The sequence below is a fragment of the Hymenobacter lucidus genome (assembly GCF_020447265.1).
GTDB classification, from domain to species: domain Bacteria; phylum Bacteroidota; class Bacteroidia; order Cytophagales; family Hymenobacteraceae; genus Hymenobacter; species Hymenobacter lucidus.
In genome coordinates this window covers 214,462-231,379 of sequence record NZ_JAJADR010000005.1, presented here as the reverse complement: position 1 = coordinate 231,379, position 16,918 = coordinate 214,462, and the positions used below count along the sequence as shown (strand labels likewise).

Sequence of the window (16,918 nt, the reverse complement as noted above, 5' to 3'; positions counted from 1 at the left end):
GAGAAGCGTAATTGCTCAGGTTGGGCCAGGAAATTTTTTTGCCGGCAGGCTAGGGGTGAGGCCCAGTTGAGCTACTACTGATTCAGAAGCCCTCTGATGATGTCTCATATGAAGCCCGCCGACTTTCAGGATCTGTTGCGCCGCTACCAGCAGGGAGCCTGCACACCCGCCGAAAAAAAGGCTGTGGAGCAGTGGTACGCCAGCTTGGATTCGGGCGAGCAGCTTGAACTGACCCCCGAAGACCAGGCTCTGCTGAAAGCGACCCTGTGGCAGCGCATCACCGACGAGGCCAGTGGGCCCCCGGTCCCAGATTCGTTCCAACTCGGCCAAATCGGGCGGTACGCGGCGGCGGCCATCGTGGTACTGGGCCTGGGGTTGAGTGCTGCCTTCTGGCCCCAGCTCGTGAGGGACGAGGCAAAAGCGACAATTGCCCGGCGGCCGGCCGGGGCCGCACTGCAGCCCGGATGGCAGCTATACGACAATACTACCAGCCGACCCGTAACCCTCAAATTAGCCGACGGCAGCGCGGTGACGCTGGCAGCGGCCAGCCAACTCAAATACCCCCGGCAGTTTCGGGGGCAAGCGAGCCGCAACGTGTATCTGGTGGGTGAGGCCTTTTTCCGGGTGGCCCACAATCCGGCCCGGCCTTTCCTGGTATACACCGATAAGGTCGTGACCAAAGTGCTGGGCACCAGTTTTACGGTGCAGGCATTTGCGGGTCAGAAAGAAGCTTTGGTGCTGGTAAAAACCGGCCGAGTACAAGTTACGCCCCGCGCCTCGACGGCGGCTTCCCCGGCCCAAAGCATCATTGTGCTGCCCAACCAGCAGGCCCTCTACCGCGCCGACCGGCAGCAACTCACCCAAGACCTAGCGGCCCGCCCGGCACTGCTCACGCCGCAGTCGTTCGTGTTTGACGACAAGCCGGTGGCCGAAGTGCTGGCCGTGTTGGAAGCTGCTTATGGCGTGCCAATCAAATACGATAAAGCGGCCTTTGCCAATTGCACCGTCACGCTCACGCTCAGTAATGAGCCGCTCTACGACAAGCTGGATATCCTCTGCAAAATACTGGGGGCCTCCTACGAAAAAGACCACACCCACATTCTGCTACGCCCCGGAAAATGCTAAAACGGTCCTGTTATTAACTGGCTTGCCTATGACACAATATACCTGCAAACGTTTGCGGCTTTCTGCCAAGCGGCCGTAAGGCGGCGCCTGAGCCTGGTTTCGGCTTTCATGGCTGAATGTCGGCTGCTTTTGATGCACTTCTCTCCCCAAACCCCACCACTGCCCTATGATTCTCTTTCTACCACCTTCTCCCGTAACGGGCCACCTGCGGCGAATCGCGCTGCTGGTGCTGCTCAGCCTGGCTGTCGGCAGCCGCGCCCAGGCCCGCTCCACCGATTCGGAGCCGCTGCTCACCCAGCCGGTAACCATTCAGGCCCGGGCCGAAACCGTGAAATCGGTGCTCAGCAAGATTGAAACCCAAACCACGGCCCGGTTTCAGTACAGCAGCCGGCTTATCGGGGCCACGCGCCGCGTGTCGGTCGATATTGTGGAACAGCCCCTGGCTACGGCCCTGCACGCGGTGCTCGACCCATTGCGCATCACCTACGAGCTGATTCCGAGCGGGATTATTCTGAGTCCGGCCGCTGCCGTGGTGGATGCCACCGTGACGGGCCGCGTAGTGGATGAGAAAGGCGCGGGGCTGCCCGGCGTGAACGTGACGGTGAAAGGCGGTAGTACCGGCACCCAGACCGATGCCGACGGCCGCTACACCCTGCAGGTGCCTGACAACGCCACGCTGGTGTTCTCCTTTATCGGCTACACTGCCCAGGAAGTGGCCGTGGCCGGCCGCGCTTCCGTGGACGTGGCCTTGGCCCCCGACACCCAGACGCTGAACGAAGTGGTGGTAGTGGGCTACGGTACCCAGCAGCGCCGCGACGTAACCGGCGCAGTAGCCCGCGTGGATGCCGCCGAAATCGTGAACCAGCCGGTGCAAACGCCCACGCAGGCCCTGCAGGGCAAAACGGCCGGCGTGCAGATTACCTCCGACGGCACGCCCAACGCCCAGCCCAAAGTACGCATCCGGGGCACGGGCACGCTGCTGGCCGGGGCCGAGCCGCTCTACGTGGTCGACGGGGTGCAAACTACCGACATCCGCAACCTGAGCAACGCCGACATTGAAAGCATCGATGTGCTAAAAGACGCCTCGGCCGCCGCCATCTACGGGGTGCGCGGGGCCAACGGCGTCATCATTGTAACCACCAAAAAGGGCAAGCAGGGTAAGCCCGTGCTGAGCTATAACACCACTATCGGCTTCAAGCAGGCCGCGCACCTGGTAAAAATGGCCGATGCCGGCCAGTACACCAACTACCTGCGCGACACGTCGCCCACCACTACCATTCCCGACAACCCGGCCGATACCGACTGGTACGACCAGATCCTACGCCGCTCCTCGTTTCAGAACCACAACCTGGCCGTGTCGGGGGCCAATGAGAACGTGCGCTACTACTTCAGCGGCAACCTCTTGCAGGATAACGGAATTGCCATCGGCAACGAGTTTTCGCGGCTGAGCGTGCGGTCCAACACCGACTTTACCCTCTCGCCCAAGTTCAACGTCAACTCCCAGATTTCCTTTAGCCGGGCCAATACCAAGGACGTGAACTTTGCCACGGCCTTCCAGAACGCCTACCGCGCCGCCCCGGTCATTACGCCCAAGGAGGGCAGCCGCTACGGCAACACCTCGGCCTTTGGTAACGTGGGCAACCCGGTGCTGGACATTGAGAAAAACAACAACCGCTCTTTCGAAAACCGCCTCCAGGGCAACGTCGGACTGGATTTTCGACCCATTGAGGCCCTCACACTGCGCTCGGCCATCAACGTGGATCTAAACTTCAACAACCGGCGCGTATACGACTACCAGTACCGCAACGACGAAGTGACCTTCCTCAAAGCCGGCGGCAACCAGCAGAACACGCTCAGCAACCTGAACGTGACCCAGAATAACAGCACCCGCTACCTCTGGGAAAACACGGCCACGTTCCAGAAAGTATTCGCCGAAAAGCACAACCTGACGCTGCTGGCCGGCACGGTGATGGAAGAAGGCAACAGCAGCTCCCTTTCCGGCGGGCGACGCAACGTGCCCGAAGACCCGAACCAGTGGTACCTGAATACTGGCGACCCGAATACGTCGGTAAACGGGGCGCCCACGCTGGGTAAAGACCGGCGCCTCTCGTACCTGGGCCGCATCAACTACGCCTTCGCCGACAAGTACCTGCTCACAACCAACGTGCGCTACGACGGCACCTCCAAATTCAACGCCGACGAGCGGTGGGGCCTGTTTCCGTCCCTGGGTCTGGGCTGGATTCTGACCGAGGAAACCTTTTTGAAAGAGCAGAAGCTGGTGGATTTTCTGAAGCTGCGGGCCAGCTACGGCCAGCTCGGCAACGACCAGATTGACCCCACGGCGTACATCACCACGGCCGAAACCAACATTCCCTACGTCTTCAACAATCAGCCGGTGCTGGGTGCGGTTATTAGCCAGATCAAGGACCGCAACGTGCGCTGGGAAGTAACGACCGAGTACGACGTGGCCCTGGAATTTGCCACCCTCGCCAACCGCTTGAGCGGCGAGGTGACTTACTACAAGAAGAAAACCACCGACGCGCTGATTCCGGTGAACATCCCCGGCCTGTTTGGTGACCCCGACAACCAGTACATCACCAATGCCGCTGACATCAGCAACGAGGGCCTGGAAGCAGCCCTGAACTGGAAGGCCATGGTGGGGGAGAAGCTCAGCTACAACTTTGGGGTGAATGCCACTTTCAACAAGAACCGTATCGAAAACCTGAACGGCGGCCAGGCCCTGTTTGGCGGGGCCAACAACGTGACACGCTCCGACAACGGCGTGGCGGCCGGCTCGTTCTACGTGCTGCAAACCGTGGGCGTGTTCCAGAACCAGGGCGAAATCGACGCCTATCCGAAATACACGCTCTTCACGCCCCAGCCCGGCGACCTGAAATACGCCGACACCGACGGCAACGGCACCATCGACTTGCGCGACCGGGTATACGCGGGCTCCTACCAGCCGCCCATGTACTTCGGCATCAACGGCGGGCTGAACTACGGCGGGGTGGATTTCTCGTTCGTGTTTTCGGGCAATGTGAACAACGAGGTGTATAACCGGAAAAAGCAGGCCACCGGCGCCATTACCGACAACATCGAAGCCGACTTTGCCGCCAACCGCTGGACATTAGCTAACCCCTCGCAGGACAACCCGGCCGCCATTCGCAACAACACGCCCAACTCCACCTACTTCATCGAGTCGGGCTCCTACATCCGGCTCAATAACCTGGTGCTGGGTTACACGCTGCCCGTGGAGCTGACCAAAAAGGCTTATATCTCCTCGCTGCGGGTGTTTGCCACGGCCCAGAACCTGTTTACCATCACCAACTACTCGGGCTTTACGCCCGAGCTGCCGGGCGGCCCGCTCGATTCCGGCATTGAGGCCACCACGTATCCCACCAGCCGCACCCTCGCGCTGGGACTCAACGTCAATTTCTAAGCTCGCCGCCCCATGAAAGCTACTACCACTTCTCTTGCCCGGCGCATTGCCCTGGCCTCGCTTGGCCTCACGCTCACGGCGGCCGCCGTGGGCTGCAAAGATTTCCTGGACGTCGCGCCCCAGGGCCAGCTCACCGAAGACCAGATCCGGACCGACCCGGCCGCGGCCCAGAAGCTGGTCGACGGGGTGTATAACGTGATGTACCTCGGCGGCTTCGACCCCGACACCCACGGCCTGCAGTTCGTAATTCTGACCGACGTGGCCTCCGACGACTCCGACAAAGGCAGCACGCCCACCGACTACGGTCCGGCCGGCGAGGTCGACAACTTCACGCTCAGCCCCAGCAACGGCATCGTCAACAACGTCTGGAAAGGCTATTTCCAGGGTATCAACCGCGCCAACCAAGCGCTGGATAAGATTCCACTGAGCCCCGCGCCCGAGGCTACCAAGAACCGGCTGATCGGGGAAGTCCGGTTTCTGCGCGGCTACTTCTACTTCAACATGGTGCGCTTCTTCGGCGGCCTGCCCAAGCTGGATAGAGTGCCGGCCACGTCGGAAATCAACAACCCGGCGTTGCAGGCGCGGGCTTCGGCCCAGGAAATCTACCAACTCATCATTGATGATCTGCAGTTTGCCGCCGCCAACCTGCCGCTGAAGGGCGCCACCGAAACCGGCCGGGCCACCAAAGCCGCTGCTCAGGCTATGCTGGCCAAAGTGTATCTGTACCAGAAAAACTACCAGCAGGCCTACGACCTCACCAATGAAATCATTACCGGCAAATCGGGCGCGTATGGGCTCTACCCCACGTATGAGAACATCTGGCGGGAAGCGGGGGCCAACAGCGAGGAGTCGATTTTCGAGATTCAGACGGGCGTAAATGCCTCCTGCAACAACTCGGCGGTGAACCTCTACACCGTGAGCCAGGGCCCCCGGGCCGGCGGCCGGGGCGGCTGGGCGGATCTAGGTTTCGGCTTCAACACGCCCACCCAGCAGCTGGCCGATGCCTACGAGCCCGGTGATAAGCGGCGGGCCGGTAGTATCATCTTCATTACCACGGCCCGCACCGGCACGGTGCTCTGGGACGGGTTCCGGATTCCGAGCAAGGACTCGGTGGAAAACTTCCGCTACAGCTACAAGGCCTACCACAGCCGCACCAAGGAGCGCAACTGCGGCAACAACGACTACCTGCCCAAGAATGTGCGCATCATGCGCTACGCCGAGGTGCTGCTGATAAACGCCGAAGCTGGCCTGCAAACCGGGCAGAGCGGCCCCGCCCTGACCCGTGTAAACGACGTGCGCCGCCGCGCCGGCCTGCCCGCCCTGACCAGTGTAACGCTGCCCGCCATTTGGCAGGAGCGCCGCGTGGAGCTGGCCCTGGAGCACGACCGGTTTTTCGACCTGGTGCGCCAGGAAAGCGTGCAGCCCGGCCGCATCGTACCCATTTTTGCGGCCCAGGGCAAAACCTTCGTCAAGGGTAAGCACGAGCTGTTCCCGATTCCACAGGAGCAGATTGACCTCAGCGGCGGGCAGCTGAAGCAGAACCTGGGGTATTAGTGCCGTTGCGTCTCACCCTTAGCCCCTCTCCGAAAAAGGAGAGGGGAACTAGCTTTTAGTTTTCTAATCAACGCCTGCCCAAGTAAAGCCTGGTTCTAAAAATTAGAGCTAGTTCCCCTCTCCTTTTCGCAGAGGGGCTAGGGGTGAGGTGCACCAAGGCCTATGAAAGCAAAAATCCTCCTTCTCCTGTGCTGGTTGCTGCCGCTCGGTCTGCTGGCCCAGCAAAAAACCGCGCCGGCTAAAGATGCTCCGGCCGCCAAGTTTGACCCAAAGCAGCGGCCCCGCAACCTGACCGATGAGCAGCTGCTGGACCTAGTGCAGAAGCAAACCTTCCGCTATTTCTGGGACTTCGGCCACCCCGTGTCGGGCATGGCGCGGGAGCGGAGCAATGTGGCCTACGACTACGGCAACGAGGTGGTAACGACCGGCGGCACGGGCTTCGGCATTATGGCCATCATCGTGGCGGCCGAGCGGAAGTGGATAACCCGGGAGCAGGCGGCGGCCCGCATCTACAAAATCGTGCGGTTTCTGGAGAAGTCCGACTCGTTTCATGGCGTGTACCCGCACTGGCTCAACGGGGCCACGGGCAAGGTGATTCGCTTCAGCCAGAAAGACGACGGCGGCGACCTGGTGGAAACGTCGTTTCTGTTTGAGGGCCTGATCTGCGCCCGGCAGTATTTCACCCAGGAAAACCAGGCCGAGCGGGACTTACGCAACCACATTCTGTGGATGTGGGAGGGCGTGGAGTGGAACTGGCACCAGCAGGGCGGACAAAACGTGCTCTATTGGCACTGGAGCCCGAACAATGGCTGGAGCATGAACCACCAGATTCACGGCTACAACGAGTGCCTGATAACCTATGTGCTGGCCGCCGCCTCGCCCAAGTACAGTATCGACAAGAAGGTGTATGACCAGGGCTGGGCTACCGGCGACTATTTCCGCAACGGCAAAACGTTCTACAACATCAAGCTGCCGCTGGGCTTCGACTACGGCGGGCCGCTGTTTTTCTCCCACTACACCTTCCTGGGCCTCGACCCGCGCGGCCTCAAAGACCAGTACGCCGACTACTGGGAACAGAACCGCAACCACACCCTCATCAACCACGCCTACTGCCTCGACAACCCCAAGAAGTACAAGGGCTACGGCCCCAACAGCTGGGGCCTCACCGCTTCCGACAGCTACCAGGGCTACGCCGCCCACTCGCCTTCCGAAGACTTAGGCGTGATTTCGCCCACGGCCGCGCTGTCGGCTATGCCCTACACGCCGGAGTTTTCGATGCTGGCTTTACGGCACTTCTACAACGACCTGGGCGACAAAATCTGGAGTGAGTACGGCTTTGTGGATGGCTTCAGTGAGCACCACAACTGGTACGCCAAATCTCACCTGGCCATCGACCAGGGCCCCATCGTGGGCATGATTGAAAACCACCGGTCGGGCTTGCTCTGGAAGCTGTTTATGAGCAGCCCCGACGTGCAGCGCGGCCTCACCAAGCTCGGCTTCGAAAGCCCGCAGATCAAGAAGTAGAAGAACGTCATGTCGAGCCCAAGCGAGACATCTCGCGTGCAATGGCAATCCATCATGCTGAGCTTGTCGAAGCATGGCATTCTTTTTAACAACGACCGGCCTATGCTCCGAATTCTGCTCCTGGGCCTTGCCGCTTGGCTCAGCCTTTCCACGGCCCAGGCCCAGCCCACGCGCCGCGCCGGCCAGCTTACCTACTGCAACCCGTTGAACCTGGACTACGGCTATACGCCTATTCCCGACTTCGCCAAGGCCGGCCGGCACCGCGCCACCGCTGATCCGGTCATCACGCTGTTTAAGGGCGAGTATTACCTGTTCAGCACCAACCAGTGGGGCTACTGGCACAGCCCTGATTTGTACAGCTGGCAGTTTGTGGCGCGCTCCTTCCTCAAGCCCGAGCACAAGGTGTACGATGACCTGTGCGCCCCGGCAGTGTTTGTACTAGGCGACACGCTGCTGGTTTTCGGCTCGACCCACGAGAAGAACTTCCCGATCTGGATGAGCACTAACCCCAAGGCCAACGAGTGGAAGGAAGCCGTGGAGCCCTTCCAGATCGGGGCCTGGGACCCGGCTTTCTTCCTCGGCGATGACGGCAAATTGTACCTGTATTGGGGCAGCTCCAATACGCTGCCGCTCTACGGCCAGCAGATCAGCCGGCGCACCTTCCAGCCGATTGGGCAACCTAAGGAGCTTATACGCTTAGATGACACGAAATTTGGGTGGCAGCGCTTCGGTGAATACCTCGATAACACGTTCCTTGACCCTTTTATGGAGGGGGCCTGGATGGCGAAGCACAACGGCCGCTATTACCTGCAGTACGGCGCGCCCGGCACCGAATTCAGCGGCTACGCCGATGGCGTGCAGGTGGGGGACAAGCCGCTGGGCCCGTTTAGCCCGCAACCGCATAACCCCTTTGCCTACAAGCCCGGCGGCTTTGCCCGGGGCGCAGGCCACGGCAACACGTTTCAGGACACTTGGGGCAATTGGTGGCACCTGTCCACGATGGTCGTATCGGTGAAGAACAACTTCGAGCGGCGGCTGGGGCTCTGGCCGGCGGGCTTCGATGCCGACGGTACGCTCTACAGCAACACCACTTTCGGCGACTATCCGCACTACTTGCCCACGAGTGCTGCCGACCACCTCAAAAGCCGTTTTACGGGCTGGATGCTACTCAATTACCAGAAGCCGGTGCAGGTTTCGTCCACGCTCGGCGGCTATTTGCCCAACTACGCCGTCGATGAAAGCATCAAAACCTATTGGAGCGCGGCCACCGGCAACCCCGGCGAGTTTATCCAGACCGACCTGGGCGCCATGAGCACCGTGCGAGCCATCCAGATCAACTATGCCGACCAGGATGCGGAGTTTCTGGGCAAGCAGACGGGCACGTTTCACCAGTACCGGCTGTGGCATTCCGAGAACGGGCGCAAATGGAAGTTGCTGACGGACAAGAGCCAGAATCAAACCGACGTGCCCCACGACTACATTGAGTTGGCGGAGCCGGTAAAAACCCGTTTCTTGAAGCTGGAAAACCGCCACATGCCCACCGGCAAATTTGCCCTTAGCGGCCTGCGCGTTTTCGGCCTGGGCCCCGGTCCGGCCCCCGCGCCCGTCGCCGACCTGGTGGTGCTGCGCACCGAGAAGGACAAGCGCAGCGCCTGGCTGAAATGGACGGCCGCCCCCGGCGCCTACGCCTATAATATCTACACCGGCATTGCCCCCGATAAGCTCTATTCCTGCATCATGGTGCACGGGCAGAGCGAATACTATTTCAAGGGCATGGACCGGGACCGGCCCTACTACTTCAGCATCGAGGCCCTCAACGAAAACGGCGTGTCGGCCCGCAGCCCGGTGCTGACGGTTAAATGACAACCGCAATGGCCCGCTGCCACTCCTGGGGCACAAGTTGCCGGTCGGGAATTTTTCTGTTTCGCTTCCCAATTCTTCCTTTCCTTTTTCCATGAAACGTACTTTCCGTACCGCCGCGCTATTGTCGCTGGGGTTGCTGCTGAGCCCCGCGCTGCACGCCCAGCAAGCCGCCCGTTCCGCCGCTTCCAGCACAACCGACGACCCCAAAATGCAGCGCTTCATCGACGAGCTGATGAGCAAGATGACACTGGAGGAGAAGATCGGCCAGCTCAATCTGATAACCGTGGGCTTCGACGTGACCGGGCCCGTGGTGAGCAAGGACGTGGACGTGAATATCCGCAAAGGCTCAGTCGGCGGCGTGTTCAACACCTACACGCCCATTGCCGCCCGCAAGCTCCAGGAAATGGCCCTCAAGGAAACCCGCCTGCACATTCCGCTTATGTTTGGCTACGACGTGATTCACGGTCACCGCACCATTTTCCCCATTCCGCTGGGCCTCTCGGCTTCCTGGGATATGACGGCCGTTGAGCGCAGCGCCCGGATTGCGGCCGAGGAATCGGCGGCTGATGGGCTGCACTGGGTGTTTTCGCCCATGGTGGATATTGCCCGCGACCCGCGCTGGGGCCGCGTGGCCGAAGGCGCCGGCGAAGACCCCTACCTGGGCTCCCAGGTGGCCCGGGCCATGGTGCGCGGCTACCAGGGCAATGACCTGACGAAGAACAACACCGTTATGGCCTGCCTCAAGCACTTTGCCCTCTACGGAGCTGCCGAGGCCGGCCGCGACTACAATACCACCGACATGAGCCTGGCGCGCATGTACAACGAGTACCTACCGCCCTACAAAGCCGCCATCGACGCCGGCGTGGGCTCGGTGATGTCGTCGTTCAACGACATCAACGGCATTCCGGCCACCGGCAATAAGTGGCTGCTGACCGACCTGTTGCGCAAGCAGTGGGGCTTCAAGGGCTTCGTGGCTACCGATTACACCGCCATCAACGAGATGGTGGCGCACGGCGTGGGCAACGACGCGCAGGTGTCGGCTATGGCCCTCAACGCCGGTGCCGACCAGGATATGGTGGGCGAAATCTACCTCAAAAACGTGGCCCAGAACCTCAAGGACGGCACCGTGTCGCAGGAAGTTATTGACTTGTCCTGCCGCCGGATTCTGGAAGGAAAATACAAACTTGGCCTGTTTAAGGACCCGTACCGGGGCGTGAGTGAGAAGCGGGCAAAGGCCACGCTGATGAAAAAGGAGTTTCTCGACGACGCCCGCGACATTGCCCGCAAGAGCTTCGTGCTGCTCAAAAATGATAAGCAAACCCTGCCCCTGAAAAAGTCCGGTACCATTGCCCTCGTGGGCCCTTTGGCCACCCGGCAACGCGACCTGATCGGCAACTGGAGCGGCGCCGGCGACTGGAAGCAGGCCGTGTCGGTAGAGCAGGGCATCCGCAACGTGGCGGGCAGCAGCGTGAAAATCGTGACGGCGCAAGGAGCCAACTTCACCGACGACCAGCAGATGATTGACCGCCTCAACGCCCACGGCGGCGAGCTGAACGTGGATAAGCGCCCGGCCGAGGAGATGATTCGGGAAGCGGTGCAGGCCGCCCAGGGCGCCGATGTGGTGGTAGCCGTAGTAGGCGAGTCACAGGGCATGTCGGGGGAGGCGGCCAGCCGCTCGGATATTGGCCTGCCCGGCCCGCAGCTGGAATTGCTCAAGGCCTTGAAGAAAACCGGCAAGCCGCTGGTTGTGGTGCTCATGAACGGCCGGCCGCTAACCCTGAGCTGGGAAAATCAGAACGCCGACGCCATTCTGGAAACCTGGTTTGCGGGTACGCAGGGCGGTAATGCCATTGCCGACGTGCTGTTTGGGGCCTACAATCCATCGGGCAAGATAACGGCCACTTTCCCCCAGACCGTGGGCCAGATTCCGCTTTACTATAACCACAAAAGCACCGGCCGCCCCTTCAACGACCAGCCGCTCGACAAGTACAAGTCGCGCTACCTCGACGTGACCAACGACCCGCTCTACCCATTTGGCTACGGTCTGAGCTACACCACTTTCAGCTTTTCCAAGCCCGAGCTGAGTACTGCCACGCTCAGCCCCAGTGGCACCCTGGATGTGCGCGTAACCGTGAAAAACACCGGCAACTACGATGGCGAGGAAGTGGCCCAGCTCTACATCCGCGACGTGGTGGGCTCGGTGTCGCGGCCGGTACGGGAGCTGAAAAGCTTCCAGAAAATGAAGCTCAAAAAAGGGGAGAGCCGCACGCTTACCTTCCGCCTTACCGCCGAGGATCTGAAATTCTACAACAACGACCTGCAGTTTGTAGCCGAGCCCGGCGACTTCCAGGTGTTCGTGGGCCCCAACTCCCGCGACACCCAGGAAGCCTCGTTCAAGCTGACGGGCAACTAAAGCGAAAAGAGAACGTCGTGCTGGTGAGAGTCAGAACCACAAAACAAAAGGGCGCGCTACTGCGGTAGCGCGCCCTTTTTTATGTCAGGCAATAACTCATTTGTTGGCTGCAATAGGCGAGGCACGGAAAAACTGGATAACGCCGGACTTGCCGTTGTCGCCCATTTCGCTGGCAATGTACAGGTCGCCGTTGGGCGCGAAGGCCAGGCCTTCGGGCTGGGGAAACAGCTTGCGCGGCAGCTTCTGCACGGCCAGCAACCCACCCTCGGTGTCCATTTCGACCAAGGCATTGCCACTGGCCGCCAACACGAATATGTGGCGGGTAAGCGGGTGAATGGCCACCGCCGACGGCGCAAATTTATTGATGGTAGTGCCCTGGCCTTGGCGGCGGTCCAACTCGATGATTTCGGCTACATCCAGTAGGTAAGCGGGCTTTGTTTCGGCCTGGTAGGTGGTGGGGTCGAGGCGGTAGATGGCGCGCTTTTGCTCGGGCTGGCCCACGCCGGCCGCACCTTTGCAGGCTACCAGAATGGTGCCGGTGCGTGCATCGTAGGACAGGCCTTCGGGGTTGTTGGCCGCGGTCAGGCCGGTGCTGTAGCTGGCCGCGCTGCCCTGGTCGGAGTACTTAAAGAGCGTCCCGTCGCTGCTCAGCACCAGCCAGCCGTTTTTCAGTCGTGCCAAATCTTCGTAGTCGCCTTTTTTGCCGAAGCGCAGTGTGGACTCAATCTTTTTGGTCGCCAGATTATAGATATGAATGCTGCCGGTCTGGTCTTCGATGCAGCCCAGGCGCTGGCCGGACAGCAGCGCCACGCCAGAAATTTCCTGTAGCTCCTTAGGCAGGGCGTAGGTGGCCGTGGGCTGCTGCCAATCGTAGGTAGTCGGTGCATCGGCGGGGGCTGCGGCCAGCAAGGCGGTGGCCAGGCCAAGGAGTAAGTGTTTCATAGTGAGGGAAAAAGAGGCGGAAACGTTCATCCTTTCAACGTAGGCAAACGGGCTGGGTTGAGTATTTCCCGCCGCCGGCGCAACCGGGGCCGGGCCGGTTCGCGTAAGCGGCTCAGTCTTATCCGTAGTCGGCATCGAAACGGCACAGGAGCGTTAAAAAGTCTGCCGCCTATTGGCTGCTATTCAGGAGACGACTTTTTGAGAACTTTGCCTCCTGCTCCATTCATCTTCTTTGCCTTTTTCCACGTCTATGCCCATTGCTATTGCCCGTCGAGTTGCCGCTTTGGCACTGTGGTTTGGGGCTTTGTCGCCCGCGCTGGCTCAGGTTACCCCTCCGGTTGCTGCTCCCGCCGCCGATACCACCCACAAGTTTGAGAATCCGAGCGGGGTATCTGCCGTAACAAGGGCGCCCTGGTACAAAAGCAAAATCGTGAAGGCCACGGCCGTTCCGGCTCTGCTTATCACCTACGGCGCGCTGCACGTCAATAACCGCGGGTTTTATACGAATGAGCAGGCCAACCGTGACATTCACCGGCTTTTCCCCACCTACCGCACCAAGCTGGACGATATCCTCATTTTTGCGCCCTACGCCGAGCTGGCCGTCGTTACCCTGGCCGGCGTCGAGTCGCGCAGCGACCGGCTGAACACGCTGCTGGTCGTGCTGAAAAGCGAAGCTATTATGCTGACCACGGTTTTCGCCGTCAAAAACCTCGTGCGCGAAGAGCGGCCCGATAAGGAGGATAAGCTCTCCTTTCCCTCGGGGCACACGGCCCAGGCCTTCCTGGCCGCCAGCATCGTACATACCGAGTTCCGCGACAAAAGTCAGTGGTATGGCGTGGGGGCTTACGCCATTGCAACCAGCGTGGCTGCCCTGCGCATGATTAATACCAAGCACTGGCAGAGCGACGTGATAGCCGGGGCGGGTTTCGGCATCCTGTCGGCGCACCTAGGCTACCTCACCCACCGTAACCGCTGGGGACGGAAGCCAAATCTGCCCAAAGGCATGGGGTTTTCGCCCAGCTGGCAAACCGGCTACACGCCCACTGGCAGCCTGGCCGGCGCGCCGGTACTGCGCTTCACCTGGCAACTGCAGTAGCTGGCTATTTGGGAAGAAAAACAGAACGTCATGTCGATCAACGGGAGACATCTCGCGTGCCATGGTAGTGTAATTACTACTGCACACGAGATGTCTCCCGTTGGTCGACACGACGTTTTTTAGGGATTATAGGCGACTATTTGAAAGTACTCAGCAATAGCAGCCGACTTAAACCGCTCTAAATACTCAGCCGGAACAATGGCCCTTTGCCTTTTAGCGACGACTGCCGGATGACCAGGTCGCCGGACAGCACGTAGGTGCGGGGCTTGAAATTCTCCTTAAGCCGCACCTGGTCCAGAAACAGGCGGGCGGCCTGCTGCCCGATGCGGTAGGGGTGCAGGTCGACGGTGGTCAGGGCTGGCTCAATCATGGAGGCCAGAAACTCGTCGCCGTAGCCCACCACCGCAATGTCCTCCGGAATGCGGATGCCCCGCTTTTTCAGGGCCTGAATCACGTCGAGGGCGTTGGTGTAGTTGACGGCGAAAATGGCATCGGGCGGCTCGGGCAAGGCCAGCCATTGGTCGAGGGCCGCCACGGCCGACTCAGACCGGAAGTTGGTGTGAATGCGCAGCTCGTCCTGGGCCTCCATGCCGTAGTGGTGCAACGCGTTGAGGTAGCCCCCAATGCGCTGCTTGCTGATCAGCAACGACTCGGGACCGGCCAGAATGGCAATGCGCTGGCAGCCTTCCAGAATCAGGTGCTCGGTTACGGCAAAGGCCCCGCCCCAGTCGTCGAGCATCACCTGGGCGCTGTTTACCTCGTTGCACACCCTATCGAAATGCACCACCGGAATGCCCCGGCAGGCGTCGGCGCGCACGTGGTCGAAGTTCTCGGTTTCGCGGGAGTGGCAGATCAGTAGCCCATCGACGCGGCTGGCAATCAGGGCCTGCACGTTGCTCACCTCCGTCTGGTACGACTCCTTCGACTGGCAGATCATGACCCGGTAGCCAGACTCGGCCGCCACCTGCTGAATACCGCTGACGGCAGTGGCAAAAAACGGCCGCTCGATGTCGGGAATCAATACCCCGATGGTGTAGGTTTCGCTGCTTTTCAGGCTCTGAGCCAGTAAGTTGGGTTGGTAGTCGAGCTGGCGGGCCACTTCCAGAATGGCCTGGCGAGTGTTGGGGCTGATGTCGCTATGCCCGTTCAGCGCCCGCGACACGGTGGAAGAAGCCACACCCAGGGCCTTGGCCACGTCGCTGATGGTGGTCTGATGGCGGCGGCGCTCGGGCACCAGCGCCGTTTTTTCCTCCGTGAAGTGGTAGTCGCAGGCCTTGCAGAAGAACCGTTGGCGGCCGCGGATGAAGCCGGCTTTCATGACATCGTCAGCCAGCTTGCATTTAACGCACTTTATCATGGCAAATAGTATTTTTTAACAATAAGCCGGGTGGGATGGTAGCAGAGCGGGTGGCTTACCGTTTCATTATTCGAAGATAATGTACGAAATATTTTTTGTGCTATGCTTGGCTAAAGATACCTATCACAAACGTTTCCGGAAACGTTTTCGGTATTTTTATTTCGAAATCAACGAGTTATGGCGGTTTTTAACTTGTTTTTGATAGGTCTACCTACCTTATCTTTAAGCACTGGATCAGCCTATCCGGCAGGTTTCGGCTTGTATCGTTCAGATGCCCGCAAAGGCTGGAAAGATACTGAAAATTGTATTTTTTGCTCCGCTCTGCTATGCTTCACACCATGCGCTGGTTCGGCCCCCACGACCCGGTTTCGCTCTTCGACATTCGCCAGGCTGGTTGTGCCGGCGTGGTCACGGCTTTGCACCAGCTGCCGGTAGGCGCGGTGTGGCCGGTAGAAGAAATCCAGCGCCGCCAGCAGCTCATCGAAGCCGATAACAACAGTTTCTCGCCCCTGCACTGGGCCGTGGTCGAAAGCCTGCCGGTGCACGAAGACATCAAGAAAGGCCGGCCCTCGCGCGCTGCCTATATAGAGAACTATCAAACGTCGCTGCGCAACCTGGCCGCCTGCGGCATCCGCACGGTGTGCTACAATTTCATGCCCGTGCTCGACTGGTCGCGCACTAATCTGAGCTATCAGCTGCCCGACGGCTCGTTGGCGTTGCGCTTCGTGTGGCAGGATTTTGCCCTCTTCGACCTGTGCATCCTCCAGCGTCCCGGCGCCGAAGCCGACTACGAGCCGGCAGTTGCCGAGGCGGCTCGTCAGCAGTTTGCCCGCATGACGCCCGAGCAGCTGGCCGAACTGACCAACACCGTGCTGCTGGGCCTGCCCGGCTCGGAAGAGGCCTTTGAGCTGGCCGGCTTTCAGGCCCTGCTGGATGAGTACGCCAGCATCGACAGTCAGGCCCTGCGCGACAACCTTTACTATTTCATTCGGGAAGTGGGCCCCGTGGCCGAGGAAGTAGGCATCAACCTCTGCATTCACCCCGACGACCCGCCGTATCCGCTGCTGGGTTTGCCCCGGGTAGTAAGCACCGAAGCCGACCTGGCCCAGCTATTGGCCGCCTACGATGCGCCGGCCAACGGCCTTACGTTCTGCACCGGCTCGTTGGGCGTGCGCCCCGATAACGACCTGGCCGGCGTGGTGCGCCGCTTCGGCTCCCGGATTCATTTCGTGCATCTGCGGGCCACCAAGCGCGAGGAAAACCCGCGCAACTTTCATGAGGCCGACCACCTTACCGGCGACGTGGATATGTACAGCGTAGTGCGGGAACTGGTGCTGGAAGAGCAACGCCGGGCCCAAACCGGGGAAAGCGCGGCTCAGCTGCCCATGCGCCCCGACCACGGCCACCAGATGCTCGACGATCTGAAAAAGAAAACCTACCCCGGCTACTCCGCCATTGGCCGCCTGCGCGGGCTGGCCGAGCTGCGCGGCCTGGAGCACGGCATCCGCCACGGCCTGGCCCACGAGGCCCACCTGGCTGCCACGCTCACCACCGAATTTCCGCTAGTGGCCCGCTAGCACCCGCTTTTCCGCCGCCTGCCTTTTC

General features: G+C 60.5%; 10 protein-coding genes. 8 read left to right on the top strand and 2 right to left on the bottom strand.

From position 1 onward, the window contains the following. Positions 1-108: 108 nt before the first annotated feature. From LGH74_RS17215 to bglX, 6 genes are all read left to right on the top strand, one after another. Positions 109-1,125, top strand: a complete 1,017-nt coding sequence (locus LGH74_RS17215) for a FecR family protein (RefSeq protein WP_226177545.1) — start codon at positions 109-111, stop codon at positions 1,123-1,125. A 166-nt stretch (positions 1,126-1,291) separates the two neighbouring features. Beyond that, complete coding sequence (locus LGH74_RS17210) at positions 1,292-4,564, top strand: SusC/RagA family TonB-linked outer membrane protein (protein ID WP_226177544.1); 3,273 nt, start codon at positions 1,292-1,294, stop codon at positions 4,562-4,564. Between the two features lie 12 nt (positions 4,565-4,576). After that, on the top strand, positions 4,577-6,118 hold the full coding sequence (locus LGH74_RS17205) for a RagB/SusD family nutrient uptake outer membrane protein (protein ID WP_226177543.1): 1,542 nt from the start codon (positions 4,577-4,579) through the stop codon (positions 6,116-6,118). Positions 6,119-6,280: 162 nt separating this feature from the next. Next, positions 6,281-7,642, top strand: a complete 1,362-nt coding sequence (locus tag LGH74_RS17200; RefSeq protein ID WP_226177542.1) for a glucoamylase family protein — start codon at positions 6,281-6,283, stop codon at positions 7,640-7,642. Between the two features lie 102 nt (positions 7,643-7,744). Next, the gene (locus LGH74_RS17195) at positions 7,745-9,505 is read left to right on the top strand and encodes a family 43 glycosylhydrolase (RefSeq protein WP_226177541.1); all 1,761 of its coding nucleotides are present in this window, start codon (positions 7,745-7,747) and stop codon (positions 9,503-9,505) included. A gap of 91 nt (positions 9,506-9,596) precedes the next feature. Beyond that, positions 9,597-11,918, top strand: a complete 2,322-nt coding sequence (gene bglX / locus LGH74_RS17190) for a beta-glucosidase BglX (RefSeq protein WP_226177540.1) — start codon at positions 9,597-9,599, stop codon at positions 11,916-11,918. A gap of 96 nt (positions 11,919-12,014) precedes the next feature. Here the strand turns inward: bglX and LGH74_RS17185 are convergent, their stop codons facing one another. After that, the gene (locus LGH74_RS17185; RefSeq protein ID WP_226177539.1) at positions 12,015-12,860 is read right to left on the bottom strand and encodes an SdiA-regulated domain-containing protein; all 846 of its coding nucleotides are present in this window, start codon (positions 12,858-12,860) and stop codon (positions 12,015-12,017) included. Positions 12,861-13,110: 250 nt separating this feature from the next. On the opposite strand from LGH74_RS17185, the gene LGH74_RS17180 reads away from it, so the two are divergent. Next, entirely contained in the window at positions 13,111-13,956 is an 846-nt protein-coding gene (locus LGH74_RS17180; RefSeq protein ID WP_226177537.1) for a phosphatase PAP2 family protein, read from the top strand. Between the two features lie 178 nt (positions 13,957-14,134). Here the strand turns inward: LGH74_RS17180 and LGH74_RS17175 are convergent, their stop codons facing one another. Continuing rightward, a complete protein-coding gene (locus tag LGH74_RS17175) occupies positions 14,135-15,274 on the bottom strand; it encodes a LacI family DNA-binding transcriptional regulator (protein ID WP_226177535.1) in 1,140 nt (379 codons plus the stop codon). Between the two features lie 365 nt (positions 15,275-15,639). On the opposite strand from LGH74_RS17175, the gene uxuA reads away from it, so the two are divergent. Then, complete coding sequence (gene uxuA, locus LGH74_RS17170; RefSeq protein ID WP_226177534.1) at positions 15,640-16,890, top strand: mannonate dehydratase; 1,251 nt, start codon at positions 15,640-15,642, stop codon at positions 16,888-16,890. Positions 16,891-16,918 lie beyond the last annotated feature (28 nt).